Origin of the sequence: Corynebacterium sp. LaCa54 (genome assembly GCF_046717495.1) — a bacterium.
Lineage (GTDB): Bacteria > Actinomycetota > Actinomycetes > Mycobacteriales > Mycobacteriaceae > Corynebacterium > Corynebacterium kefirresidentii.
Genome location: NZ_CP177115.1, coordinates 644,532 through 670,432, shown reverse-complemented (window position 1 = coordinate 670,432; position 25,901 = coordinate 644,532). Strand labels below are relative to the sequence as shown.

Here is a 25,901-nt window from a genome sequence, read left to right as displayed (position 1 = left end):
CAATTAGCCATCGGCCGCGTTTAGGGTGACAATGGTGGGCATGGATCAAAAGCCGAGCTTGCAGGAGATGATCGACGCGGTCATCAAGACCTTTATTGTCGCGCATGCGGATGACGGGGATGCGCACCTTGCGCAGGCCCTCGTCTATAACGCCGGACGCTTGGCGTGGCGCCTGCGCGAGATGGGCGTTGACGTGGAGCAAAAGACTTCCATCTCGGACGTTGTCACGGATGCAGACCGCGCGGCCGAGCGCTTCGTCGCGGGCGTGCTCGAGGCCGTGCGCCCGGAGGACGGCATCCTGGGTGAGGAGGGCGCCGCCCGCGAATCCCAGTCCGGCCGCACCTGGGTCATTGACCCAGTCGATGGCACCTACAATTTCTCTTCCGGCTCCGATTATTGGTGCTCTGCCCTCGCGCTTGCCGACGCCACCGGGATCACCCTCGGCGCCGTCCACCGCCCCGCCATGGGTTATACGTGGTTCGGTGGCCGCGACTACCCCACTTCTCTGGACGGCAAAGAAGTTTCCCGCCTTGCGGCTCAGCCAGCCAAGCAGATTTCGCTATCTACCTATTTGCACCCGACCTCGCTGATGGATGCGGATATCCGCGGGGCATGGCAGCGCGTGGCGGAAAACTTTGCTACAGTCCGTATGCTCGGTGCCGGTTCTGTTGACCTGTCCTCCGTAGCCGATGGCACGTGGGGCGCATGGATGCAGCATTCGGTAGCGGATTGGGATTGGTTCCCCGGCAAAGCTCTCGTTGAAGCAGCCGGTGGTGCCGCCCGCAAGGTAGAAGCCGGCGGTGTCGAATGGTGCCTCGCCGGCAATAAATTGGTAGTGGATCAGATGGAGGATTGGCTCCGTGGGTAAGTTCAAAGAAGACTTGGGCCTCGCGCTCGAGCTGGCGGGCCATGCCGATGTGGTAACCATGCATCGTTTCGAGGCCTCGGATCTTTCCGTTAAGGAAAAGCCGGATATGTCTCCCGTATCGGATGCGGACCTCACCTGTGAGAAGCAAATCCGCGAATCCCTCAAGCGCTCCCGCCCGCGCGATGAGGTGCTGGGCGAGGAATACGGCGGCGAGGCCTGTTATAAAGGCCGCCAGTGGGTCATCGATCCCATCGACGGCACCAAGAACTTCGTGCGTGGCGTGCCCGTATGGGCCACGCTCATTTCCCTCTTGGAAGACGGCGAACCGGTGGTATCCGTCGTCTCCGCTCCCGCCCTGCGCCGCCGCTGGTACGCGGCCAAGAGCGCGGGTGCCTTCCGCGTGTTCGGCGGCGAGCCGAAGCGTTTGAGCGTTTCCCACGTAGAAAAGCTCTCCGATTCTTCGCTGGCGATGAGCTCGCTTACCGGATGGGCTGAGCGCGGATTGCGCGATAAATTCCTCGCGCTAACGGATAAAACGTGGCGCCTGCGCGGCTACGGAGACTTCTGGTCCTATTGCCTCGTCGCCGAAGGCGCAGTAGATATCGCCGCCGAACCGGAGGTTTCCCTGTGGGACCTCGCTGCGCCCTCGCTCATCGTGACCGAGGCCGGCGGTACCTTCACTGACCTTGAAGGAAACCCCGGCCCGCATGGCGGATCCGGCGTAGCCTCCAACGGACTGCTTCATAAGCACGCCCTCGCCGCGCTACAGGGCTAGGGTCTTCTCCGCAGCTGGAGCAGCACCGGACCGCGGTGCTCGGTAGCTGCAGCGGAACAACCACCCGCCTGCGCGCAACTGCCGCAGCCGCCGGTGGGGCACGAAGTGAGCGATTCACGCACCAGCTCCGCCGTGCGTTCGAGGTGGGCGAGGATGATTTCCACGGTCCCCTGCCCTAACCCAGTAGCTTTTGCAATGTCAGCCGAGTTGGATTTTCCCTGTTTAATGGCCTCCTTGACCTGCTCCGTGGGGCTCATAGGAAGACCTTGAGGACTTGGAAAACTCCCACCGCCAGGATCCAGGCGGAGCCGAGTTGTAGGGCGAAGCCGATGAGTGTCCACTTCCAGCCTATTTCTCGCCGCTGCGCGGCTACCGTGGCTACGCACGGGGTGTAGGCCAGCAGGAATACCATGTACGCCCATACTGCCGCGAGCCCGTGCCCGCCAGAGGCCGCATCAAAATCAGCGCGGATATGGCTGGCCAGTGGGGATTCTGCTTGCTCTTCCGGTGCATCGTCAGTGACGTCTTCGACTGCGTACGTCTGTGCCCACGTGGAAATGAGGGTTTCCTTCGCTACGAATCCGGTGACCAAGGGTCCGGTCAGCGACCAAGAATCAAAGCCTGCTGGGGCAAAGACGGGAGACATTGCCTGAGCAACGGCACCATAGGCGGAATCCTGTGGCGGCACTGCCTCTTCGTTAAAGGAGTGCCCGCCGGTGACCGGGATGGACATGAGTAGCCAGATGACTACCACCGTGGCCACGATGATGCCGCCGGCGGTATGCAAGAAGCCCTTGAGGCGCACCCACATGACTGAGATGGTGAGTCTAAACGTGGGCAGCTGATAGGCCGGAAGGTCGATAACGAGGGCTTCGGCCGGCATGGCCCGCCACACCGTGCGCCGCAGCGCCAGGCCTACCAATACCACCAAAGCGATGGACAGCACGTACATGGCAAATACCGCGGAACCGGCATGAGCAGGGAAAAATACCTGTGCCAGCATCATAAATACGATGAGACGCGCAGAGCATGAAGTAAAGGGAATAAGCAGGCAGGTGAGGATGCGGTGGCGGACGTCGCCAAGCACGCGCGTGGCTGAGATAGCCGGTACATTGCAGCCATAGCCCACCACGATGGGGATAAAAGCCTTACCCGGCAGGCCGATGGCGCGCATCACGCGGTCAGTGACCACGGCCGCGCGCGCCATATAGCCGGAATCCTCCAGCACCGCCAAGCACAAAAACATCAGCGCAAGAAGCGGCGCGAAGGTGAGCACCATGCCTACACCACCGATGAGACCATCCACCAACAAGCCTGTGAGCAGCCAGTTATCCGGGAGGATGCTGCGCGCAGCGGCGGAGACCGGGCCGGTGATGAATGCTTCTAATCCGTCCTGTAGCGGACCCGCGACAGTAGTGGTGATGAAGAAGACCGCCCACATCACCGCCAGAAACAGAATCGGCCCGAGCACTGGGTGCAAGACTAGGCGGTCCGCGCGGTGGCTGAGCGGTTCGCCAGTATCCGTCCGTGAAACGGCAGCCTTTTCCGCCGCGTCCAAATCCACAAAGCGCTGGTCTAGGTCAGCATTGGGCCGGATGGTCCGCGGATCAGTGTGCATTGCACGGGCAACCTCGCGCTCGAGCGCATCCAAGTTTTCACGCCGCCGACCGTTAACGCTGACCACCGGGATGCCCACCTCGTGTGAAAGCGCGGACGTATCGATGCTTATGCCCTGCTGCTTGGCGATGTCCTCCTTGGTCACCCCAATCACTACCCGGTATGGGTGCTCCGCAATCTGGAAAGCGAGGTTCAGTCCGCGCGCCGGCGCAGTGGCGTCCACGAGCACCACAACCACATCGGGGCGCTCACACGGCGGAGCCTCCACGAGCATATCGCGGGTAAATTCCTCGTCTGGGCTCATTGGATCCAATGAATAAGCACCAGGAAGATCAATGATGTCAAAGGCCTCTGGCTGCGCATTCCACAAGCCACGGCTTATCTCAACGGAGGTACCTGGCCAGTTTCCGGTCTGCACCTTCGCTCCGGTTAGCGCATTGAACAAGGTAGATTTGCCGGAATTTGGAGCCCCGACCAATGCGAGGACCGGCGTTCCCTCCTTCGCAATGCGCATCGAGGAGGTGGAATGGCAGCTCGGCGCAGCGGTTTTCCGTGCCATTATGCTGCCACCGGGATGACTTCGAGCTGGCGAAGAGTAGCCGCATCCACCGCATAGTGGGCGGTGCCTACGGTAACTAGGCGCGCGCCGCCGGCTACCTTGCGGCCGATCTGTACGCGCACACCTGGGCGGAAACCTAATTCCCGCAAGCGCAGCGCCAACGCCGGCCGCTCGTCGATGGCGTGCTGCAAGCAGCACTCAGGAAGTTCCACCAAAGCGTCTACCGGTGCCTGATCGGCGCGCATACACTCGGATTTTTCGCACCCCGGTTTGCGCCGGGTGCGGGACAATAAGGACAGCTGCAACATCGCGCGGTTACCTCAGTTCTCTCTGACCGGACCATGCCGGTGATATTAGCCACACCTAAGTAGCTACTAGATAAGGCTAACCTTAGTCCGCCTAAGCTTTTCACACAAGCTCCGATTAGTTGTGATTATCGGCACCGGGCAGGGACGCAAAAAGCCCGCCCCCCGAGCTGGGGAGCGGGCGAATGCCTCAGTACAGCTAGTCTTCAGGCAGCGTGAAACCGGCACCTACGCCACCGCGGCGGTTCATATCCGCCAAGACCGCATCCATATTGGTGGCAGCAGTCGGGTTATGAACCGGCCCCTGCAATGGGGTACGGCACGGGAAATTCACCGGCAGGAATCCACCGGAAATGGAACCAATGAGGCGGCCATTGACGAGCAACGGCGCACCAGAATCACCCATCATGGCGCAGACTTGGTTTACCTGAATCTTCTTTGCCTGCTGATAGGTAATACCGCAGGTCTTGCCGGTGGCAACGCCCTGCTTGCACACCTGCTGGCCCGGTTTGACGCCACCGCCTAGTTCATTGACAGTTACGCCATTGTAGGAACGGGACACCTTAGCCTTGGAGCCGAACTCAATGACGGCGTAGTCCAAGTCCTCGTTCTTAGACACCACGGTGCCCGTCGGGCCGATTTGCTCCGAATCAGCGGAGGTAACTGAATCGCCCACATTGCCGCAGTGGCCAGCGGTCAGCCCCACCTTGCGGCCACCATTATCGTTGCCTGCCGCGGTCAGAGTACACATCGTCTTGTCATTGACGTAGAGCGGGGTGCCTGGACCATAGAGGGAGTCACCCTGATTCATGGCTGCAACAGACTCTTCTGGAATGCGTGGGGCATCAAACATGGAACCCGGCACACGGTGCAGGACGTAATCAGCCTGTGGCTTTCCGGCGGCTACCTTGGAAAATCCATCGTTTTTCCACTTATAGTTCGGATTGGTTCCCTTCGGTTTAAACTCCGGCTGGGTAGCCTGCTCCGCTAGACCGATGGGATTCGGATTAGTCATCGGCTCCGCGTACTGTCCTTGCTGCAGGTTCTGCTGCACGGCTTGCTGCGCGTTGCGCACAGAGGAATCCACGGCATCGGTAACATTCTTATCCACCTGCGGGGTCTGGATGCCGACCCCCGCTAGGTTATCGCGGACCTGGTTAATAATCCCTGCGGAGTCGAAATCCGGTTGGGGCAATTCCTGGGCGCCTGCGGCCGGGGAACCCAGGAAAAACGCACCAGCGAAAGCCGAGCCCACTAGGACTTTCTTGAGGTGCGGAATGCGAAGCATCAAGGTACCTACTTTCAGTTGTCAACATCGTGCAAACTCGATAGTGGCACGAAAAAATTGTGGAAACAGCAAACTCTTGTGACTGTGTCCAAGCCGTTATATTTCTTCCAGACTTCGGGGGTGATCACCCCTCCCCTATCATGGAGAACATGCCCACACCGCTGTCCTATTCTGATGTCTCCGACTTTCCACAGCTGCATATGTCGCGGGTTATCGATGCTGACTTTGACGCCGCCGCACACCGACTTTTCCGCTGGTCAGTACAACGCAGCGGCCTTTTCCGTGTCCGCCCGACCCATGAGGTTGTGGAGCTCGGCGCGGAGGTCACCCTCGGCTTGGGTCCATGGGATTTTCACTGCCGCGTAGTCGATGTCTTCCATGAGGATGGCCGCTGCGGATTCACCTATGGCACCCTCCCTGGACACCTCGAGCGCGGCGAAGAGACCTTCACCCTAGAGCGTCTGCGCGATGGTCGCACGGTATTGCTTATCGACGCCGCCTCAGAGCCCTTCCTACCCTTCCTGCGCCCCCTTGTGGACGTGCCGAGGCGCCTGCTTATCAGCAGGCTATATCTCCACGCGCTGGACTAAGCGGCAACGATAGCCGCATTCATCTCGCCTTTAAGCTGTCCGTTCTACCTTTTTGTGGTGCTCACCAGGAATTGAACATCAGGTCATGCTGGGAGCGGCAGCAGCTTAGGACAGCCGTGGGTTCGTTGACAAGCAGCACCTGTGGATCCTCTACTAAGGGTGCAACCTCTTCTCCCCCATCACGTTAAGAGAACTTTTTCCTCTACGGTATCCACAAAAGATCGGATGATTGCCGAGTATATTTCGATCAAATAAAGCCGCCTCCCTGTAAGGAGACGGCCCTTTAATCCGAAGAAAACGTGGATCTAATTCTTGCGTTTATCTTCGATGGATTCGCGTGCGTCACGAACAGCGCCCTTGACGCGATCGAAGAATCCGCCCTTCTTCGTGGTCTCTTCTTGGTACTCGTGAGCCTTATCTTCCACAAAGCCCTTAGCACGCTGGAAGGCATCACCTACGGCGCTACCTGCCTCCGATGCCTTACCCTTCAGCTGGTCCAAACGCTCATTGCCAGCCTCGCCGGTGACGTCATCTGCTTCGTCTCGGTCATCGCCAGACATCTCTGGATCTACATCCAGATCATTGACAGAGGTTGGGGTCTCGCCCGAGGCTTCCAGATCAATGTTTGGCTGCTGTGGGGCAGAACCAATGTGTTCTTCCTTTGCCTCACCTACGATGTGCTGGCTCGGTGCATAGTCCGCGTTGTTCTCATCCAGCGCTTCCTGCAGGTCCGGCTGCTGTGGGGCAGAACCAATGTGCTCTTCCTTTGCCTCACCTACGATGTGCTGGCTCGGTGCATAGTCCGCGTTGTTCTCATCCAGCGCTTCCTGCAGGTCCGGCTGCTCTGCGGCCTTGCCAACATGTTCTTCCTCCGCACCAGCGACAACGTGGTTCTGCGGCTCATACTTGCTTGCGGTGGGCTCATCTCCGTCCGCAGATGGCTTACCGACCGGCTTGGACAGGCCGGCAGCACCTGCGGCGCCCGCAGCAGCTGCACCAGCAGCGACACCCGTAGCCGCCCCGGAGGACTTGTCAGACTTAGCAGCTGAAGACACAGAATCCTCAGAAGCTAAGTACTTGTATTCGTTACGGTCCAAGTCGACCTCGTGGCCTAGTTCGTTCGCCATTGCTACTTACTCCTTTTAATAGATTTATCTTCTTCCTTCTAGGGTTCCAGAAAGTTCAGGAGCGTGCACGGAAATGGGGATAGGAAAGCGTCTACCGGTGGTTGGATCAGTCATCTCTAAACACTCAACTTGGAAGGTTTCGCGTACGAGTTCAGCGGTCATCACCTCCTCGGTAGGCCCTTCGGCCACAATGTGCCCCTCACGCATGGCTACGATTCGATCGGCGTAACGCGCAGCATGGACCATATCGTGGACCACCATGACCACTGTGGTCCCGGCACCATTGAGGTCTCGGATGAGCTCCAAGATGGACAGTTGGTGCGCAGGGTCGAGGTAAGTAGTCGGCTCGTCAAGCAAGGTAATTGGTGTTTCTTGGGCCAAGGTCATGGCGAGGAAAACACGCTGGCGTTGACCGCCGGAAAGGTCTGCAGCAGGGACGTCGAGAAGGTCGCTCACCCCAGCACGCGAGGCAGCACGCTCAACCGCTGCATGATCTCCGGCCCGCATCGTCGCTAGCGCCCCTGTATAGGGATAGCGGCCGTAGCCGATAACGTCGCGCACTAGTACCCCTTCCGGAGCCGCAGGGTGTTGTGGCAGAAAAGAAACTTCACGGGCAAAGGCACGCGAGGAATACTCACTAATTTTTTGGTCCGCGAGGTACACCGCGCCTGCGCTGGGCGTAAGTTGGCGCCCCAATGTTTTGAGAAGCGTCGATTTGCCGCAGCCATTCGGCCCGATCAGAGCCGTTACTTGACCGCTAGATAAGCGGAGATTTACATCTTTGACCACATCGGGACCACCGTAACCCACGGTCAATCCGCTACATGTCAATGTCATGTCTAGCCTCCATTTCGCACTCGGGTTAGCCCAGTCAATAGGAAAATGAAATAGGGTGCGCCAATCAGCGCGATGAGCGCGCCAACGGGGATTTCCGTGGGGGCGAAGGCCCAGCGACCGAACGTATCGCATACAGTCACGAGGGTCGCGCCGCCTAGGGCCGCCACGGGCATTTGCCGGCGCAGGTTCGAACCAACCATCAAGCGGGCAGCATGTGGGACGATGAGCCCGGCGAAGCCCAAGACCCCAGCCGCGGCGACTCCCGCTGCGCCGAGGATAACGGCCAAAGCTATTGCTATTAGGCGCCACATCTTGGCGTTCACTCCAATGCCGGCCATGGTGGAACCATCCAGTGCGAGCATATCCAGGTGTTTTGCCACCACCATCGCGGCGGTTAGGGCGAGAAGGATAAAGGGGGCGACAATAGTGGCGTCGCCAAGCGAGCGGGCGTAAAGCGAACCTTTCAGCCATGTCATGGCCGCTCCTGCCTCTGGCGCGGCGCGCACCAGGAGCAATTCGGTGATGGCACCCAGCCCAAAAGATACCGCCACCCCGGTAAGGGGCAGGCGCACCGGATCGCTTGCCCCGCGTCCGGCGAGAAGGAGAACCAACCCAGTTCCAGCCAACGCGCCGATAAAGGCGATAAAGGTCAGCAGGTGGGCCGGCAGGGCGCCTGCTCCCATAAGTACCGCAACGGCCGCGAGCCCACCGCCGGAGGTAATACCCACCGTATCTGGTGCGGCCAAGGGATTGCGTAGCGCGGATTGCAATATACAGCCAGAAACAGCCATGGCACTGCCCGCGCAAATACCCACCAAGATCCGCGGTGCGCGGTACTTCCATATGAGCGGATCTCCGGTAAAGAAGCCAGTGGTCACCTCGCCCGGCGATTTCATCACCGCACCGACGCCCATGCCGATAACTGCGCTCAATATCAACGCCAGGATGAGTCCTACTAGAACCCCTACAATTCTCTTATGCCGCATGTCTCCTCCTCCCTAGCGCATGGACGGACCACAGCACTAAGGGCATGCCAGCCAAAGAAGTCACGATGCCCACTGGGGTCTCGGCTGGCGCCCAGATTGCCTGCCCAACCGAGTCGGCCACCAGAAGCACCGCTGCTCCTACAATTCCAGCCACACATAGCCCCATGCGATGGTGCGGGCCGCACACCCGCCACGCTACGGTCGCGGCCATCAGCCCCAAAAATCCAATCGGCCCGGTTGCGGCTACCGAAGGAGCAACGAGCACTACCGCCGCCACAATGGCGGCCAACCGAATGCGCTCCGGCTTCGCCCCCACAGCACCGGCCACGGCATCGCCAGCTACGAGCAAGTCCAGCGTTTTCGCACCGACTAAAGTCAAGGGAACCACGACCAGCACAGCGATCAGCGCGGGCATAATATCGCTTAGGCGTACACCGGCAAGCCGGCCAGAAAGCCACGACATCACCGTCGCCAGTTGAGCTTCATCCACCACCAGGAAAATGGAGGTCAAGGCGCTACACAGCGAGGAAACGGCAACGCCAACCAGAACCATGCGCTGGATCGCACCGCTCTTGCCGACGCCCACCGTCACCCCCACAGCAATCCCCGCACCCAACAGCGCACCGGGCAGCTGGTCAACGCTCGAGGTTTCGCTTCCTAAAAACATTGCGGTTGCGACTGCACCGAGTGCCGCACCGGAGTTCACACCAGTGATGGACGGATCGGCGAGCGGATTCGCGGTTGCCGTGCGCAGCAATAACCCACCTACACCTAGTGCAATACCGACCACCGTGGTAGCAAGGAGACGGTCAAAAGCCACGCTATGCAGCTCTTCTTCTAACCACGGGGTATCAACTGGCACCTGAACATGGCGGAGCCGCCACCACCACACAAAGGCAGCGGCAGCGGTTGCAAGGACCAAGCAGACGCTGGCTTTAGTTCGAGGTGCCACTACTTTTCAGCGGCGATAATGTCATCGAGCATATGCTCGGCAGATAATGGCCCGCGGGCGCGCGACCAGATATCTTGGTCTACCTCTACGATGTCACCGCTGCCCTTGGCATAGGGCGTCTTTTTAAACGCTTCGACGTCCTTGTACATAAAGACTCGGTCAGCCTTCATTCCAGGGAGCTTATCGCCGGTCAGTTCCGCTACATCAGTCTTAGATTCGATGGAAGACTTCTCACCTTCGAAGGCGTAGTCATAGCCCACTTTACTCAGTAGCGACTGGGGGAAAGAAGGGTTGACCCAGGTATAGAGCATCTCGCTGGACCAGCCAGCCACGACAGCACGACTCCCCGGCTTTACCGCGTCCTTGGTCTGAGCAATCTTGTCCTCGATGCGCTGACGGACTTCTTTAGCCTTTTCCTCTTTGCCGAGTTTGGCCGCGATCTCATCCATCGAATCCAGCACGTCCGAGTAAGTTTCATCTGGGTAGGATTCCGTCTGCGCAATCTCTTCCAGCTGCGACATGATATCAGCTTGACGGGTAGGGCTAGCCAAAATCAGATCTGGTTCCAAAGACTGGATAACCTCCAAGTTCGGCTGCTTGGCTTGGCCCACGGAGGTCGCCTGACCTAACTGGCCCTTCAAAGTAGTTGGTGCCTCCGACTTGCCGATTTCCACGATTCCCACTGGGTCCACATCGAGGGCCTTAAGAATTTCCTCATAGCGCCAATCGAGCGCCACAACTCGCTCGATCTTCCTATCCCCGCCCGCTTCCTGAGAAGAAGAATCAGAAGAACACGCGGCAAGGCCCACGCCTAGGGCTAAGGTGGCCACGAGTGCGATAACCGCACGCGTTTTAGTGAAGTCTCTCTTTTGCATAGGCTTACCTTAGCTTTATAAGGGTTTACTGTCTAGAGCCTGATTGCTTCCCTCTCCATGACAGACCATGCAGCCACAGGATGAGTTCCATGAGGGATAGCGGTGAGGAGCGGAAACCGAAATCCGCTCTAGCCACGATCATCTACAGCCTCTGCGAACGAACTCCAAACTGCGGTCTTTGGTGTTCATCTTTCGATTGCTCTAGCCCTTGAGCACAGCGCGGGAAACGATGACGGGGGCGTCGCTGAAAGGATCGTCCCAGATTTCTACATCGATACCGTAGGCTGCGGCTAAAATATCCTTCCGCAGTGCTTCCTTGGGAGTCCCCCGGGCTATGACCTCGCCGTTGTTCATAACCGCCCTGGTGTCGGAGTACTGACCAGCCAACATGTGGTCGTGCAGCACAACAACGACTGTCTTACCAGCGCGGGCTTGCTTGCGAACGAGCTCCAAAACACTAATCGCGTGGGCGGGATCAAGGAAGGTCGTAGGCTCGTCGAGCAGCGGCACCGGCGCGCCCTGAGCCAGAGCCAGTGCAAGCCGTGCCCATTGCCGCTGGCCGCCGAAGAAAACGAAAATGGCCCTCATCGGCGAATGGGGAGCAGTTCATCAATCTAGAGCGGCTAACTGTCATTGGCCTTACAACGGTTCCATATCTATAGGCTATGCGAAGTTTCCATAGCCAGAAATGGTGCTCACCCATAAGAACGCTGATACGACGAAAGCCGCGGCGAATGTGAAGGCAAAAGCACGCCATGATCGGTCGCTAAGCCGATCCTTTTTCAACATGTAGACAGATATGGCTAATACACCCAACACCACCAATGAAGGTAGAGGTAGCCCATAGAAGACGAAAGGTATTGGAAGCCATGTGGACAGGAGCACTCCGCCATAAAGGGTTGCGACGCCCAAGACAATTCCAAAAAGTATTCCCGGAATGATCGTTCTTTCTTTCACAACAAATTCCTTACCAATCAGTTTATCTTAATCAGGCCACCGTTTTTAGCCTGCGCATGACATTCATGGGCCTGACCCCGGAAATTAGACACGTCGGGGAGGTCAGGCCCCAGTTTTCTATCTCCAAAGTAAACAGACCCAAACCGCTTTTGAGTGGCAGCTAGATGATCGGTGATTGTGAATTGTCTAGCCAGGCCACGATGTGGTTTTCGGCTTGTCTCGCGGACGGTAGTTTGTCGAGGCGGCGGTCTCCGTTATGGTTCGTGAGAAGAAGCGGGAAGTAGTTTCCCTTGGCATTAAACTTGACCTGGAGGGTCTCGCCGTGCGAATTCTGGTACGTAACGAAGCTAGCGGACGGAGCCTCCGACAAGTGAGTCAGCCACTTGGGTACGGCTTTGGCAGAGGCGTAACGTTGCTCGCCCAATACGGTAGACGAGGTGGAGATGTCAGTGGTTTCGTCGCCTTCCAAGATCGGAATGCCCAAATGCGGGACCGAAATGGCGATGCCCTGGTGGAGGCCGAGCGCTGAAAGTTTTCGGGCGTCGCTCGAGAGATTTTCCGTGGGGATGTCGATTTTGGCTTGGCCGGGAGCTGGTGGTTCAACCTGCGCCAACTGCGCAATTGCGTCGAGTGCCACCATAGACTGAGGTGTATCTTCGAGGGCGGTGATGGCCAAGTTAAGAGACTCGCGCTGCGACGTACTCGCCGTGTACAACTCGAGCGAGTCGGACTGATTCACTGAATCCAGCAGGATGCCGAGTATTTCGCCTTGGTAGGCGTAGATGGCCTCATCGATGGCGGTGGTGTCATGAATATTGCTCAGCAGGTGGTGGAGGTGCTCAGCGGCATCCGAGTCCATGGATTGGTCGTAAACTTTCGCATACAGTCGTCCGATGAGCAGCAGTGCGGAATCGCTATGCATAGTCTTTCGCTCCGTAAAAGTCGAAGGGGTACGGGTGGCTGATCTTCCCGGCGAGGGGGTTTCGATCCTGTGGAGCGGAAAGCCATCCGGTGATGGCGCTGAGCACTTCGGCAGGCAGGCGCACTTCTTCCCCTTCTGCTGCAGCGAACCTGTAGCTGAGGGCGCCGGGTTTGTCAGCGTTTCCGTCAAGTCGCTCGGCCAGCTCGAATATTGTCAGCGCAGTGATATCTGCAACGAATCTGATTGCGTCATCAGATGACAGGGGCCCTGTTTCCTGGATTCGCGTGTGAAGCTGTTCCATGGTTGGCGTGACGATGTCTTCGAGGTCCGATTGAAATTGCGTCAGCTGTTCGTTGGTGAGCTGCGTTAACACTCTTATAACACTCCAGGGTTCCACGGGATATTTGTAGGTTGAGACAAGCCTTGTTGCTTGAGCTTCTCGATACCATAATCGGTTAGTGCTTCCGCTTCAGATTGGCTGAATCCGACCGAGGTGTGCGCCTCTACCTCGATGGCTCTCACTTCGTTCCGAGTATAGGTATCGACGTCAGGACCGAAATTCTTGGCAAAATCATCATATCCGCGTCGTTGTGCTGCAGTGATCTCTTTGTGAAGCGCAGATCCGGTTGCGGGATTGCGCGGTGCAGGATTTTGAGACTAGTGCACCAAATGGCGATTTCAGCATAAAACGAAAGAGACCCCTACCAGCGTTTCCACTGGTAGGGGCCCGGAAGTTGGTAGCGGGGGCAGGATTCGAACCTACGACCTCTGGGTTATGAGCCCAGCGAGCTACCGAGCTGCTCCACCCCGCGTCGAGATGACTTCCATCATCTGCGCTTGAACAGTACGTTAACACTAAGTGTATTCGCTCTGTCCTGGCGACTCATGTAACTATACATAGGGAAAGGCACCTACCCAAATCCGCTGGGCAGGTGCCTTAATCGCTGCTTTTAAAGAGTGAAAGAACTACTTTTCCGTCTTCTGATAAGACTCAACTGCCTTATCGAGTTCATCCAGGGCGCGGCCGTATTCCTCGAAGGAACCATCGCGAGCATCCTCTAGGCCCTTCAAAGCCTTGTTGATGTCATCGATGGCGCCTGCCTGGTCGGAAGAGGAAGGAGCGGAGGCTGGGGCCGACTGCTTATCTTCCTTGGCATCCTTCTTATTCTTGTCGTCCTTGGTGTCGGTCTTTTCGCCAGAATCGCCGTCGACTTCCTCAATATTCTGAGCAGCCTTGGCATCGATTCCAACTTGTTCAAGGGCATCACCGATAGTGGGGGCGTAGCCTACGCGGCCCTTATAGGACACGAGTACGCGCAGCAGCTTCGGGAAGGCAGAGGCCTGGTCCTTGCGCTGCGAGTAAATCGGCTCAAGGTACAGGATTTCGCCATCACCTACTGGCAGGGCCAGCAGGTTACCGTTGTGCAAGTCGTTAGTGCCTTCCCACAGGGTGCGGTCTCGGGCGACCTGGTCAGAAGACATCATCGCATCCTGCGCCTGCTTCGGGCCCTGAGTCTGCGTATTGGTCGGCAGCACCCGCACGGTGATATCGCCATAAGTTTCCGGATCGGAGGAGACAGCCATGTGTGCGGACAGGAACTCGCGGTTCAAGCCGCGATAAGAGGTCGTCAGCTGGAAGCTGGGCTTGCCGGTCTCTGGATCTGCGGCCATCACGTAGTAAGGCGGCTGGTTGAGCTGGCGAGATTCCTCCGCAGTGGGGTCATTCGGCACGGACCAGAAGGCATCGTTGTTGAAGAATACATTCGGGTCATCCACGTGGTAGCGCGCCAGCAGGTCACGCTGCACCTTGAACATATCTTCCGGATAGCGGAAGTGCTGGCGTAGCTCGTCAGAGATTTCTGCCTCTGGCTTGACGACGTCCGGGAAGACTCCCTCCCAAGCCTTGAGCACTGGGTCATTCTTATCGAACTCGTAGAGATCCACGCTGCCGTCATAGGCATCGACGGTGGCCTTTACCGAGTTACGGATATAGCCCACTTTGTCATTGACAAGGCGTTGGGTCGTGCCATCAGGATTGAGGGTGTCCTGGGTGGCGTCGGAAAGCGAAGCGCGCTGGGAATAAGGCAAGGACTCCAAAGTAGTATAGCCATCGACGATCCACTTCAGGCGGCCATCCACCACGGCCGGGTAGGTAGCAGAATCGGTGGTCAGCCACGGAGCAACCTTTTCCACGCGCTCGCGCGGGTCGCGGTCGTAGAGGAGCTTTGACTCGCTGCCGACGCGGTCAGAAAGCAAGAAGTTCAGCTCGCGGTACTTGGCGGCGTACATAGTGCGGTCGAAGATATTGCCAATGCCGACGCCACCCTTGCCGTCATAGGTATAGGTGGAGCTATCGGTGTCATATTCCACCGGGTTATCGCCAGTCTTGCCGGTAATCGCATAGTCCATGCCATCGGCAGCGCCAGCAATAACCGGGCCATAGTAGATGCGCGGCTGGTCTACCTTGATGCCCAGAGACTTCTCGGCGTCCTGGGTTTCGCCTTCGCCCTCCGACTCACCGGCCTGGGTCTGCAGATCAGAAACGGTAAAGATGGGGAAGCCTCCGCGGGCAGAGCCCGCATCGCGGGCTACCTCATCGACCTTATTGGCCTGCGCTGCCACAAAGCCATTGCCGTGGGTGTAGACGGTATGACGGTTAATCCAGTCGGACTGATTCTCCCGCAACTCATTTGGATCCAGCTCGCGCGCAGCAACGACGAAGTCACGCTTCTTACCATCGATCTCATAGCGGTCCATCGATAGCGTCTCTGGGAAGCCGTAGAAATTCTTCAGCTGCTGCATCTGGGTGAAGGTAGGAGAAAGAATCTCCGGATCCAGCAGGCGGAGGTTATTGATGGTGGCGTTATCAGAAGCCACCTTGTCATCAGAGACCTCGTCCCCACCCCAGTTGTCTTCATAGGTGACATGGTCATCGGTAAGCCCATAGGCATAGCGCGTGGCCTCAATATTGCGGGCAATGGATTCTTCTTCCTTTGCCTGACGGTTTGGCTGCACGGAAAAACGTTCCATCAGCAGCGGCCATGCCTGGCCGATAACCAGCGAGGACAGCAGCATCAACACCACGGCCAGACCCGGGATGCGCAGGTCCTTAATGACGATGGCCATAAACAATGCCACCGCTACAAAGACGCCGATGATCATCAAGATGATTTTCGCCGGCAGGTAGGCATGAATATCGGTATAGGAACCACCGGTAAAGAGATCGTGCTGGGCATATAGGAGCTCGTAGCGCTCCAACCAGTAGCCGATGACCTGAACAACCATCCACAGGCCGGCAGTAATCGCCAGCTGCAGGCGAGCCGAGTGGGAAATGGAGCCGCGAACTCCTGCGGCCTTATTGCCAATGCGGATGCCACCCAGCACATAGTGACCGAAAAGCGCGATGAGGAACGCCAAAATCAACAGGATAGATAGGGTGCTGACCACCATCTTCAATACCGGCAACGTGAAGGCATAGAAGCCTAGGTCGTGGTGGAACTGGGCGTCCTGTTGGCCGAATTCCTGGCCGTTTAAAAATAGCAGGACCGTGCGCCAATTAGCCTGGCCGATGAAACCGGCAATGATGCCCACGATGGCGGGGATGACCTTGAAGAAGACGCCCATGGACTTTTCAATGGACTTGCGGTACTGATACACCGGCGAGTTCAAGTCCCCAAGGTCGAGCGAATCCGGACGCCCGCGCCAGGCAAAGTAGCCCGCGGCCCACACCACGGCAGCGGCGATGAGGCCGAAGATGATAAAGAGTACTATCCGCGCAATAATCGCGGTGGTGAAGACGTTCCGGTATTCAATCGCACCAAACCACCTCCAATCCGTGTACAGGCCCACAAACATGGGGCCGATGAACAAAAGGAGGGCAATGATGGCCGCAATGATTGTCGCGACCCGCGGGGGCCGCTTCAACGGGGCGGCTGGTGTGGATGACCCTAAGGACAACGCCAGCTCCAATCAAATAGTGCGAATTTAAAACCTGTAGACTTCTTCCAGCTTAAGGAAGCAATACACAGATAACGAATAAGGATGTTTATGAGTTCCCCCGAATTATCACAGCCAGCTTTAAACCGCGCGATGACCGAAGCCGTGGAATTCGTCCATGCAGAGGGCTGGGACGCCCGCCCCACTATCTTCGCGCTCGTTCCTACCCACTTGGTAGCAGACCAGCTTGCCGCCCTCGATGAGGAAGATGCGGCGCCGCTTACCCTTATCGTGCAGGATAATGTGCCTGAAAACATTGAGCCCGGTTCTGAGCAGTTGGCCGACTATGTCTCCCGCTTGGCTTGGCCGCGGGAGGTGGCCGGCGTCATCCTGGCCCAAGAGATTAGGTTCCGCGATACCTCCAGCGAGGACCCCTCCCCTCGCCCGGCGCGCCTGTTTTCCGGTGCGCTGCGTGAGGAAGGGATTGAAACCACATTGCTGCAGCTGCGCCCCACCGAAGAGGAGTTGGAAGCAGCCGGGCCATTCGCGGAGGATGACATCCAGCTGCGCGGCGGCCCCCAGGTAGCACCCGGGATTATCGCGGCCCTGCGCTATGGGCTGAGCCAGGACCCGGATGAACTAGATTAGACTGGAAAGACAATTCTCGCTTGCGACTAAGGAGCAGTTTCCTACCGTGCGACGCTTTACTCTCACTCGCCTGACCGCTACCCGCGCTACCGCAGCAGCACTCCTGCTGGGGGTAGGCGTGAGCGCTGCCGGCTGTTCCTCGGATGATGCCGCGCCTGCCGACGTCCCCGTAGATACCACCACTGCCAGCGCCGAGTCCGCTCCCACTGCGGCGGATGCCACTGAGGAAACCAGCACCGCATCCAGCTCCAAGTCCGCCGCTGAATCCAGCGTCGAGTCGAGTGCGGCGGCGAGCTCGGAGGCGGCGTCGGAAAGCACAGAGCCTGGGAGCGAAAAAATGGAAAAGTCTGTGTCCAAGGCCTATGACATCTTCGCGCCCGTGGCACCGCAAGAGCTTTTCGCGCACTTCGATCGCTGCGATTCCACGGGCGGGGATGACTCGTATAACTGCTCTGGGCCGAAGGTAGGCCAGTTCCAGTTCTTCCGCTCACACTCCAAGGCAAAGCAGACCACGCAGGTGCTTACTGAGCTGCGCAGCTCGCAGGTCATTGAGGATAGCGGCGACCGCGTTGTGGGCTGGTCCACGCTGGGCACCACGGCGGTTATTACCGTGGTGGACAATAAAGAAGGCATGGTCATGCAGCAGATGATCTCCTCAGACCAGGAAGATCCGGAAGAGAAGATCAAGGAACTGGGCCTAGCTAAGTAGGCCGCTTATTGGCAGGTTTTAATTTCCTTGCCGTCCGCGAAGTCTTTCATCGTGGATACCGCTTCATCCAGGTTGGACACTTCCGCGATGGGCATGTCCCCGTGGTCGCTCGCCGCGGCTTCGGAGCAATTATCTTGTGGCGCCAGGAAGAGTTCCGCGCCGGCTGCGTGGGCGGCGGCGATTTTATGTTGGATGCCGCCGATGGGGCCCACCTTGCCATCTTCTTGAATGGTGCCGGTACCGGCCACAAATTTGCCGCCCGTGAGGTCTTCTTCGCTGAGCTTATCGATGACCGCCAGGGTAAACATCATGCCAGCGGATGGACCACCGATATCCTGCAGGTTGTATGTGACCTCTATATCGTCTTTAGGGACCGAGAGCATGGCGATGCCCAGCATCGCCTGCCCCTTCTGGTGGGGGTTTTCCCCTAGCTCTATTTCTTCTTCGTGCTTTTTGCCGCCACGCTCCACGGTCATCGTGACCTTATCGCCGGGGCTCTTTTCCTTGATGATGTCTTGAACCTCACCCGGCTCCGAGACTTCCTTGCCCGCCACGGCGGTAATGACATCATCTTTTTTCAGTTTGCCCTGCGCAGCACCCTTATCCAGCACCTCTGCGATGGAGATCTTTACCGGCAAATGCAGGTAGTCCATGGCTGCCAGAGTCGCTGCGGACTCGGACTGAGTAAAGGCCTGCTTATTGGACTCTTCTACTTCTTTATCGCTCATGTTCTGTGGGATGACGGTATCGATGGGCACGATGGTGTCATCGGTCATCATCCAGCGTCCCAGCGCCTGGGCCAAGGTCATATTGGTACGCACGGAGACCGTAGTCATGTTGAGGTGACCATCCGTGTCATAGGTTTTCGGGGCTTGAACGTCAACGACCTGGGTGCCGTCTACCTCCCCCAATGTGTCTACCGTGGGGCCTGGGCCTTCGGCAGCATAGGGGACGGTCAAAGACACATCGGTGCCGGGAATATGGTCAAGCGATACCAACGCACCGGTTAAGACGACGGGGATAGCACCCCAGGCGATGGTGCGGACGCGACGGCTAGCAGGAGAATTCACGAATCACTACCCTACAACCTTTGCCGTCGTGTTCGCTGTCAGCGTAGCAGGGATCATGGAAACTAGCCGGATGGTGTCGGTAGATTAGGACGCATGAGCAACGGATTCGGTTTTTCTTTCCCCAATAATGATGACGACGATAATGACGGACGTCGTGACCAGAACCCGTTCGGCGCATTCGGCGGCGCTAATGGTGGCGGCCTCGGTGACATGCTGAACCAGTTCGGTCAGATGCTGTCCGGCATGGGCTCTTCTATGAACTCGCCGGAAAATTCCGGCCCTGTTAACTACGACATGGCCAAGCGCATCGCCCTGCAGCAAATCTCCCAGTCAAAGGGTGTGAGCGCGGACGATACCAAGGCAGTGGAGGAATCCGTCCGCCTAGCGGAGCTGTGGCTCGATGACGCCACCTACCTGCCCACCGCCTCCGGCACGGCCAAGGCGTGGGATTCCAAGCAGTGGTTGGAAGAAACCATGCCGGCCTGGCAGCGCATGGTCACTCCGGTGGCGGAGCATATGAATGATGCCCAGATGGAATCGATGCCGGAAGAAGCCCGCGAGATGATGGGCCCGATGACCAAGATGATGAGTCAGATGTCTGGCATGAACTTTGGCATGCAGCTCGGTCACGCCTTGGGTGATTTGGCTGCGCAGGCGTTGACCGGCTCTGATTTCGGTCTTCCCATCGCCCCGGCCAATACCGTGGCACTATTGCCACAGACCATTCAGAAGGTCGCCCGGGAGCTCAATATTCCTGGCCAAGAGGTGCTGGTCTATATTGCAGCGCGCGAGGCCGCGCGGCAGCGCCTGTTCAAGCACGTGCCGTGGTTGGTAGAGCGCATCGTCTCCTCTGTGGAGGAATATGCCATCGGTCTGGTCATTGACACCTCCCACTTGGAGGAAGTCACCCGCGAGCTCAACCTAGAGTCCGGCGATCCCCAGGCAATCCAGGATGCGATGAGCAAGCTGCAAGGCATGGACCTTTCCCCACGCATCACGTCCAAGAACACTGCGGCAGCCTCTCGCCTAGAAACCCTACTAGCATTGGTGGAAGGCTGGGCCGAGCACGTCGTCACAGAGGCACTGGGCGAGCGCATCCCATCCACCTCGAAGCTAACCCAGGCATGGGCGCACCGCCGTAGCACTGGTGGTTCTGCCGAAAACGCCTTCAGCAAGGTCGTTGGTATCGAGCTCAACGCCCCCAAGGTTTCTGAGGCCGCTGAGTTGTGGCGCCGCGCTACCGTTGCCGTGGGTGCGGAAAAGCGCGATAAGGCGTGGGACCACCCGGACTTCCTGCCAACTGCAGAGCACCTAGATAACCCTGCCGCCTTTATCGACTCCCTATTGGATGACGGCCCTGATGAGGGCTTTGAGGAAGAGTTTGCCAAGCTGGAGGAAATGCTCAAAAACGGTGAGGATTCCTCTGCTACTCAGGGCGATGAGACCGGGGAAGCCGATGGTCAAGACGAGCAGAAAGAAAAGGGCAACGAGGACGACGAAAACTAGCAGCCCCAGCGCTGGTAGGCCTCAAGATAGCCCTTCGCCCGCTCAGCGTGGGGCGCCCTGTCCGCCCACTGCCAAAAATCCCGCCCGTGGCGCGGGATGAAGGTGTGGGTGAGCTCGTGAATGATTACCGAATCCAGCACATAGTCCGGCACGTGTTGTAGCCGGTCGCTCAGCCGAATATTCGCGGTGGAGGTAGTACAGCTACCCCACCGCGTATTTTGATTGCTTACCCAACGAATAGAGCCGATGGTAGCGCGGCTGTCTAAGAAAGCCGCGTTAAGCCGCCGAGCACGCTCTTCTAATTGCGCGTCCGAGCGGCGGCTACTGCCCTGTTTCTTTTCTACCCGCGCCAACATATCCGCCACTGCCTCGCGTTCATCGCGAGCGGACATCCAGGCGGGGATGCGTACCTCGAGTACCCCGGAGACCATGCGAGCCTGCACGGTTTTCTTCCGCTTGGCGGAACGAATGACTTTGACCTCTGGGGTTTGTGGTGCGGGGGGCTGCGTGCTCGACATGACAGGTGATTGTACCTGTGGTGCAATGGAATCCACATGCATCGGGAAAGGGGTATAGGCGTGGGGGCTTGTGTCACCCAGGTAGTTTTGGCGCCGGGCAGCGCAGTGTTTTGCCGCGAGGAAACGGTGGTTCAATTTGGCATGGATGCCACCCGCGTTGGAGTGGCAGAAACGGGCAGCGCGCTTTCCGTCGCGGCGGCCTTCAATACCGCTCACGAGCCAGTGAGGCCAGAAGATTTGTCTGGGAGACTATGCGCCGCAGGTCTAGATGAGGCCGCAGCGCTTAGCCTTATCGAGGACGCACTGGACTATGGCATCCTTTGGCCTTATAAAGATGCCGTAGAGAAATCGGACACTCTTGTCTTAATGGGAGAATCCGCACTGGCGCAAGGCTTACGCGCACGCCTGGAGGCAGATGGATTCCAAGTTCGCATCCCGTTAGAGGACGACAATATCTTTTCCTATATCCACGACCTCGACGGCATGTATCCGGTCCTGGCCGTAGACCAGCTGCACTGCCCGCTGGATTGCGCCAATGCGCTGGCGGGAACGGAGACCACGTGGCTTCCGGTGTCTTTATTGGACAATCGTGGCATCATTGGGCCGGTACGCGTGCAGGGCCGAGGCCCGTGCCCACTGTGTGCGCACCTGTCCCGCGTGGATACGGACCCGCGCTGGAATATCATCAGCACCCAATTACCCCGCGTGCGCCGCACGCCAGAAGCCGTAGTGCTCGATGCGGTCGCGGCGCATACGCAGGTGATCATTCGGCGGCTTATGGGGCGGCCGCTGCCGCCGGGAGCGCCGACCGCGAAGCCGCGCCCTGGGCAGCAGTGGGAGGTCGATGTCTACGGTCACCACCAGCAGCGCACCATCATTGCGCATCCGCGCTGCCCAGTATGTTTTGGCGGGAAAACCAACCTGGCTAGCTGCGCACCGAACGAATGACCTCGAGTACTTGGGCGCCATAGCGCTCCAGCTTGCTGGGGCCTACACCAGAGATGGACAGCATTTCTGCCTCATCGGCAGGAAGCTCCTCCGACATGGCCTGCAGGGTGGCATCGGAAAAAATAACATAGGCCGGCACCTTTTCCTCGCGCGCAACCTGGGAACGCCACGAGCGCAAGGCAGAAAAGGCCTCTTCATCTCCGCCTCCCTCGCAGTCTTCGTGGCGGCCGATAACCTTTTCGGCCGGTGTTCCCAGCAGACCTGAACATACGCGGCAGCGTTTCGGGCGTCGCGAGCGAGTCCCCTTGCCATAGGCGTCTTCGGCCGCCGGCACGATTCCATCGAGGAAGCGGGTACGCTCGCGCGAGGCTCGTGAACCAGTGGTCTTCGCCAACGCCCACGACAGTGCGAGGTGCTCGCGGGCGCGGGTAATGCCGACATAGAACAAACGACGTTCTTCCTCAATCTGCTCATCGCCCGCCTTGATAGCGTGGTTGATAGGCATGAGCTTTTCTGTCAGCCCCACGAGGAACACCGCATCCCATTCGAGACCCTTAGCGGCGTGCACAGTAGCTAGCGTGACGCCTTCCATGGCTGGGGCCTGTTTATCGGTGGAGCGCCGGCGCAGTTCTCCCAACACCCCGTTGAGATCTATGCCAGGAGCCGATTCCACAATCTTCTCGATGAGCCCTACCAATGCGTTGAGGGATTGCCAGCGCTCGCGGGCCTGCGCGCCCTGCGGCTCGGTGGCGCTTAGCCCCAACTCGACAAAGGCTGCGCGAGCAATTGCCACCGGATCATCCGGCAAGTCCTCACGACGGGTCGCGGCGATGAGAACGCGAATGGCCTCTAGGATCTCCGGGCGACGGAAGAAGCCCTCGCCGCCACGGACTTGGTAGACCACTCCGGCGTCAGCAAGCGCCTGCTCAAACTGCTCTGACTGAGCGTTAATGCGGTAGAGGATGGCAATCTCAGAGGCCGGCACGCCCTGATCCAGCAGTGTGAGAACCTGGCCGGCAACCTCCTGGGCCTCAGTCTCTTCAGACTCATAGGCCTTAAAGGTGGGCTCCGGACCAGGCTCGCGCATGCCCTGCAGCTCCAAGCGTGTGCCAGCCGCACGCCCTGTGGCCTTGCCAATGACCCGATTGGCCAAGTCCGTTACCTGCGGCGTCGAGCGGTAGTCACGCTGCAGCTTGACCACGGTCCCATCCGGGTACGTGCGCGAGAAATTAAGCAGATAGTCCGGAGAGGCACCGTTGAAGGAATAGATGGTCTGATTTGCATCACCCACCACGGTGAGATCGTCGCGCTCACCCAACCAGGCATTGAGCACCCGCTGCTGCAGCGGGGTTACGTCCTGATACTCGTCCACGACGAAGGTGCGATACTGCTCCCGGAAGGTTTCTGCAATCGCCGGCACATTTTCAATGGCACCTGCGATGTGCATGAGCAGGTCATCGAAATCCAGGTGCATCATATCCGGCGTGGCCTTGGACTGTTCGTAGCGGCGAAAGGCCTCTGCCACCTTGGCGGGATCAGCCGGAGCGCTGCGGTCCGTAGTGGCGATCACAGACTCATAATCCTCGGAGCTCACCAGCGCGGACTTAGCCCACTCGATCTCTGCTAGGACGTCACGGATCATATCCTTGGAATTATCCAACCCCACCGAACGCACCGCGCGGGCGACCAGCGGGAATTTATTATCCAGCAGCTGCCAAGGAAGGTCCCCTGCTACCTGGGGCCAGAAATACTTCAGCTGGCGGCGCGCCGCCGCGTGGAAGGTCTGCGCTTGTACGCCGGCCACGCCCATGGTGCGCAGGCGGTCGCGCATTTCTCCGGCCGCTCGCGCCGTGAAGGTCACCGCAAGCACGCGCTGCGGGCTCACAAAACCCTGGTCCACCAAGTTGGCAATGCGATAGGTAATAGTGCGGGTCTTGCCCGTACCCGCGCCGGCCAAGATGCACACGGGCCCGCGCGGTGCCGTGGCCGCGCGCAGCTGATCTTCATCCAGCAGGGACAAATCCGGCTTAGTCACCGTGATACCACTCCATAATCATCGTGTGTGCAATTGAACCCGGACGAGGAAGCGAAAGCTCAGGCAGCTCGGAGCGCTCCACCCACCGGATCTCTTCCAGTTCCCCATCAGTATGGCAGGTGGGGTGGACATCAGCCGTGCGTGCACAAAAGCCCAGCATAAGGGAGCCACTCGGTGGCCACGCCTGCGAGCCCCAATAGCGAATATCGTCCACCCTGCGCCCGGTTTCTTCCAGGGTCTCGCGTGCAAAAGCAGCCTCTGCGGTCTCGCCCGGCTCAACGTAACCGGCGATCAGGGAGAAAAAGCTATTGCGGCGGCGATTGCGCGCCAACAAAATTCGGTCGGCGCCGCTGAGGCGAATAAGCCCGATAACGGCAGGATCTAGGCGCGGGAAGACCATCCGGCGCTCGTCCAAAGGATCGCGCCCCACGATTCCCGGTGCTGGGTAGTCCAGCTTGTTACCGGTGCGCGGATCAAAGCGCTGCTCGCGCCGATTGCGGATCAGCGCAATGGCTTGCAGGATAACCGGCTGGTCTGCAAAAAAGGTTGCACTTTCCAAACGGCCTAACTTCCCGGCGCTATCCTCCGAGACCAAGCATGCCTGCAAGGTGCCTAGGTCCACCACGACCTGCTTGCCGACGCCCCCGGGAACCTCTTTCACCAGCACCGGCTCCCCCACCCCCGTAACCGGAACGAGGCCACTAGGAGTTACTGGGAGGAACATTTAGTCCTCGTCATCATCGTCCATGACCTCAATGGGCTGTTCCATCTCATGCTTGATATACAGCAATCGGTCTCCCGGCTTCAACGCGGAGGCGTCCGCGGTATCCACTCGGTGCAGCTCATTATTGCGCAGGACAGCAAGCACGATATCTGCCAGGTGGCGTGGGTTAGAACCAACCTCGAATTCGCGCACGGCGCGCTCGGCTACGGAGAAGCCCTCATTAGGTGAAAGCAGGTCTTCCATCATCTCCACCACCGTCGGGGTGACGGTGGCCAGGCCTAGCAGTCGACCGGCCGTCTCAGCGGAGGTGACCACGGAATCCGCACCGGATTGGAGCAACAGGTGACGGTTTTCGGACTCGCGCACCGACGCCACGATCTTGGCCTTGGGCGCAAGCTCTCGCACGGAGAGGCAGCACAGCACCGCAGTATCGTCCGTGGATGGGGTAACGACGACGGAGCTGGCGTGCTCTACCCCAGCGATCTTTAGCACGTCCTGCTTGGTGCCGGAACCAAAGATGGTGACCAATCCGTGGTGCTCGGCGTGAGCGAGGGACGCACGGTTGGTATCGATGACCACGATCTGGGAGGACGGAACATCATCGGCCAGCAGCGCGGCCACCGCTCCGGCGCCCTTGGTGCCATAACCGATAACGACGGTGTGGTTACGCAATTGCTTTCTCCAGTTCTGGATTTGGAAAGTACGTCGGGCCTTATCCGTTAGCACGGACAAGGTCGCGCCAACCAATAAAACAAGGAAGATCAGGCGGGCAGGTGTAATAAGCGTTAAGTTAATGAACCTGGCCTGCGGGGACACAGGAACGATATCGCCGTAGCCCACTGTAGTTAGCGACACCGCAGCATAGTAGGCGGAATCCAAAAGCGACATGTCCTCGCTATATCCACCGCCGTCCAAATAGACCACGACTGTCACGAAGACAACAATGCCTAAAGCCCACAGCACACGCTTGCCCAACTGACGCCACGGGCTGGAATTTTCATCCCTCGGCACCGTAATGACGTCAATGAGCGCGTGGTCCGGCTGCGAGGACAGCTCAACCTGCGGCAAGAAGCGACTCTTAAAGTGCGACTTCATAGCTCGCGCACGATTTTTGCCCACTAGCCCCGCCTTTTCTGGTCTCGAATGATT

At 58.6% G+C, this 25,901-nt stretch carries 25 protein-coding genes and 1 tRNA gene; 7 read left to right on the top strand and 19 right to left on the bottom strand.

The window, feature by feature from the left end; all coding sequences use genetic code 11:
* The first annotated feature begins 31 nt into the window (after window positions 1-31).
* Window positions 32-868 carry an inositol monophosphatase family protein gene (locus ACLI1M_RS03390; RefSeq protein ID WP_023020827.1) on the top strand — a complete coding sequence of 279 codons (837 nt, stop codon included), beginning with the start codon at window positions 32-34 and terminating at the stop codon, window positions 866-868.
* Window positions 861-1,643 (top strand): histidinol-phosphatase, encoded by a 783-nt coding sequence (gene hisN / locus ACLI1M_RS03385; protein ID WP_248099671.1) that lies wholly within the window; start codon window positions 861-863, stop codon window positions 1,641-1,643. The genes ACLI1M_RS03390 and hisN overlap by 8 nt, the downstream gene beginning before the upstream one ends.
* On the opposite strand, the gene ACLI1M_RS03380 is transcribed toward hisN, so the two are convergent.
* The 4 genes from ACLI1M_RS03380 to ACLI1M_RS03365 all read right to left on the bottom strand — a co-directional run bounded on the left by ACLI1M_RS03380 (window position 1,640) and on the right by ACLI1M_RS03365 (window position 5,412).
* On the bottom strand, window positions 1,640-1,900 hold the full coding sequence (locus tag ACLI1M_RS03380) for a MarR family transcriptional regulator (protein WP_248099673.1): 261 nt from the start codon (window positions 1,898-1,900) through the stop codon (window positions 1,640-1,642). The two genes, hisN and ACLI1M_RS03380, sit on opposite strands and share 4 nt — an antisense overlap.
* Window positions 1,897-3,819, bottom strand: a complete 1,923-nt coding sequence (gene feoB / locus ACLI1M_RS03375) for a ferrous iron transport protein B (RefSeq protein WP_248099675.1) — start codon at window positions 3,817-3,819, stop codon at window positions 1,897-1,899. Before feoB ends, ACLI1M_RS03380 begins: the two co-directional genes overlap by 4 nt.
* Window positions 3,819-4,064: a FeoA domain-containing protein gene (locus ACLI1M_RS03370; protein WP_084279013.1), complete on the bottom strand. Its 246-nt coding sequence runs from the start codon at window positions 4,062-4,064 to the stop codon at window positions 3,819-3,821. The genes feoB and ACLI1M_RS03370 overlap by 1 nt, the downstream gene beginning before the upstream one ends.
* 259 nt (window positions 4,065-4,323) lie before the next feature.
* Entirely contained in the window at window positions 4,324-5,412 is a 1,089-nt protein-coding gene (locus ACLI1M_RS03365; RefSeq protein WP_023020822.1) for a S1 family peptidase, read from the bottom strand.
* Window positions 5,413-5,561: 149 nt separating this feature from the next.
* Here ACLI1M_RS03365 and ACLI1M_RS03360 point away from each other — a divergent pair, with 149 nt between their 5' ends.
* Complete coding sequence (locus ACLI1M_RS03360) at window positions 5,562-6,002, top strand: DUF1990 family protein (RefSeq protein WP_023020821.1); 441 nt, start codon at window positions 5,562-5,564, stop codon at window positions 6,000-6,002.
* Window positions 6,003-6,307: 305 nt separating this feature from the next.
* Here ACLI1M_RS03360 and ACLI1M_RS03355 read toward each other — a convergent pair whose 3' ends face one another.
* From ACLI1M_RS03355 to ACLI1M_RS03310, 10 genes are all read right to left on the bottom strand, one after another.
* Complete coding sequence (locus ACLI1M_RS03355; protein ID WP_200288006.1) at window positions 6,308-7,129, bottom strand: kinesin; 822 nt, start codon at window positions 7,127-7,129, stop codon at window positions 6,308-6,310.
* A 24-nt stretch (window positions 7,130-7,153) separates the two neighbouring features.
* Window positions 7,154-7,966: an ABC transporter ATP-binding protein gene (locus ACLI1M_RS03350; RefSeq protein ID WP_023020818.1), complete on the bottom strand. Its 813-nt coding sequence runs from the start codon at window positions 7,964-7,966 to the stop codon at window positions 7,154-7,156.
* A 2-nt stretch (window positions 7,967-7,968) separates the two neighbouring features.
* Window positions 7,969-8,952, bottom strand: a complete 984-nt coding sequence (locus tag ACLI1M_RS03345; RefSeq protein WP_200288010.1) for a FecCD family ABC transporter permease — start codon at window positions 8,950-8,952, stop codon at window positions 7,969-7,971.
* Window positions 8,942-9,874 carry a FecCD family ABC transporter permease gene (locus tag ACLI1M_RS03340; protein WP_198010448.1) on the bottom strand — a complete coding sequence of 311 codons (933 nt, stop codon included), beginning with the start codon at window positions 9,872-9,874 and terminating at the stop codon, window positions 8,942-8,944. The genes ACLI1M_RS03345 and ACLI1M_RS03340 overlap by 11 nt, the downstream gene beginning before the upstream one ends.
* Before the next feature lie 29 nt (window positions 9,875-9,903).
* On the bottom strand, window positions 9,904-10,779 hold the full coding sequence (locus tag ACLI1M_RS03335; protein ID WP_248099677.1) for an ABC transporter substrate-binding protein: 876 nt from the start codon (window positions 10,777-10,779) through the stop codon (window positions 9,904-9,906).
* A gap of 201 nt (window positions 10,780-10,980) precedes the next feature.
* Window positions 10,981-11,367 carry a hypothetical protein gene (locus ACLI1M_RS03330; RefSeq protein WP_374048530.1) on the bottom strand — a complete coding sequence of 129 codons (387 nt, stop codon included), beginning with the start codon at window positions 11,365-11,367 and terminating at the stop codon, window positions 10,981-10,983.
* 529 nt (window positions 11,368-11,896) lie between these two features.
* Window positions 11,897-12,658: a hypothetical protein gene (locus ACLI1M_RS03325; protein WP_023020812.1), complete on the bottom strand. Its 762-nt coding sequence runs from the start codon at window positions 12,656-12,658 to the stop codon at window positions 11,897-11,899.
* Window positions 12,651-13,031, bottom strand: coding sequence for a hypothetical protein (locus ACLI1M_RS03320; protein WP_248099679.1), 381 nt, complete (start codon window positions 13,029-13,031; stop codon window positions 12,651-12,653). Before ACLI1M_RS03320 ends, ACLI1M_RS03325 begins: the two co-directional genes overlap by 8 nt.
* Window positions 13,032-13,393: 362 nt before the next feature.
* Window positions 13,394-13,470 (bottom strand) — tRNA-Met (locus tag ACLI1M_RS03315).
* A gap of 154 nt (window positions 13,471-13,624) precedes the next feature.
* Complete coding sequence (locus tag ACLI1M_RS03310; RefSeq protein WP_248099681.1) at window positions 13,625-16,615, bottom strand: UPF0182 family protein; 2,991 nt, start codon at window positions 16,613-16,615, stop codon at window positions 13,625-13,627.
* 90 nt (window positions 16,616-16,705) lie between these two features.
* Here ACLI1M_RS03310 and ACLI1M_RS03305 point away from each other — a divergent pair, with 90 nt between their 5' ends.
* Window positions 16,706-17,242, top strand: a complete 537-nt coding sequence (locus tag ACLI1M_RS03305) for a PPA1309 family protein (protein WP_023020808.1) — start codon at window positions 16,706-16,708, stop codon at window positions 17,240-17,242.
* A gap of 46 nt (window positions 17,243-17,288) precedes the next feature.
* A complete protein-coding gene (locus ACLI1M_RS03300) occupies window positions 17,289-17,951 on the top strand; it encodes a beta-N-acetylglucosaminidase (RefSeq protein WP_239208533.1) in 663 nt (220 codons plus the stop codon).
* 5 nt (window positions 17,952-17,956) lie between these two features.
* Here ACLI1M_RS03300 and ACLI1M_RS03295 read toward each other — a convergent pair whose 3' ends face one another.
* Window positions 17,957-19,021, bottom strand: coding sequence for a PDZ domain-containing protein (locus ACLI1M_RS03295; RefSeq protein ID WP_023020806.1), 1,065 nt, complete (start codon window positions 19,019-19,021; stop codon window positions 17,957-17,959).
* 93 nt (window positions 19,022-19,114) lie between these two features.
* On the opposite strand from ACLI1M_RS03295, the gene ACLI1M_RS03290 reads away from it, so the two are divergent.
* Entirely contained in the window at window positions 19,115-20,527 is a 1,413-nt protein-coding gene (locus ACLI1M_RS03290) for a zinc-dependent metalloprotease (protein WP_023020805.1), read from the top strand.
* Here ACLI1M_RS03290 and ACLI1M_RS03285 read toward each other — a convergent pair.
* On the bottom strand, window positions 20,524-21,045 hold the full coding sequence (locus ACLI1M_RS03285; RefSeq protein ID WP_023020804.1) for a M48 family metallopeptidase: 522 nt from the start codon (window positions 21,043-21,045) through the stop codon (window positions 20,524-20,526). The two genes, ACLI1M_RS03290 and ACLI1M_RS03285, sit on opposite strands and share 4 nt — an antisense overlap.
* A gap of 36 nt (window positions 21,046-21,081) precedes the next feature.
* On the opposite strand from ACLI1M_RS03285, the gene ACLI1M_RS03280 reads away from it, so the two are divergent.
* Window positions 21,082-21,993 carry a hypothetical protein gene (locus tag ACLI1M_RS03280; RefSeq protein ID WP_234288121.1) on the top strand — a complete coding sequence of 304 codons (912 nt, stop codon included), beginning with the start codon at window positions 21,082-21,084 and terminating at the stop codon, window positions 21,991-21,993.
* Here the strand turns inward: ACLI1M_RS03280 and ACLI1M_RS03275 are convergent.
* From ACLI1M_RS03275 to ACLI1M_RS03265, 3 genes are read right to left on the bottom strand one after another with little or no spacing between them, the layout of a single operon-like run.
* Window positions 21,971-24,028 (bottom strand): ATP-dependent DNA helicase UvrD2, encoded by a 2,058-nt coding sequence (locus ACLI1M_RS03275; RefSeq protein WP_248099685.1) that lies wholly within the window; start codon window positions 24,026-24,028, stop codon window positions 21,971-21,973. The two genes, ACLI1M_RS03280 and ACLI1M_RS03275, sit on opposite strands and share 23 nt — an antisense overlap.
* On the bottom strand, window positions 24,021-24,752 hold the full coding sequence (locus tag ACLI1M_RS03270) for an NAD(+) diphosphatase (protein ID WP_200288042.1): 732 nt from the start codon (window positions 24,750-24,752) through the stop codon (window positions 24,021-24,023). The genes ACLI1M_RS03275 and ACLI1M_RS03270 overlap by 8 nt, the downstream gene beginning before the upstream one ends.
* The gene (locus ACLI1M_RS03265; RefSeq protein WP_200288044.1) at window positions 24,753-25,847 is read right to left on the bottom strand and encodes a potassium channel family protein; all 1,095 of its coding nucleotides are present in this window, start codon (window positions 25,845-25,847) and stop codon (window positions 24,753-24,755) included.
* Between the last annotated feature and the right edge of the window lie 54 nt (window positions 25,848-25,901).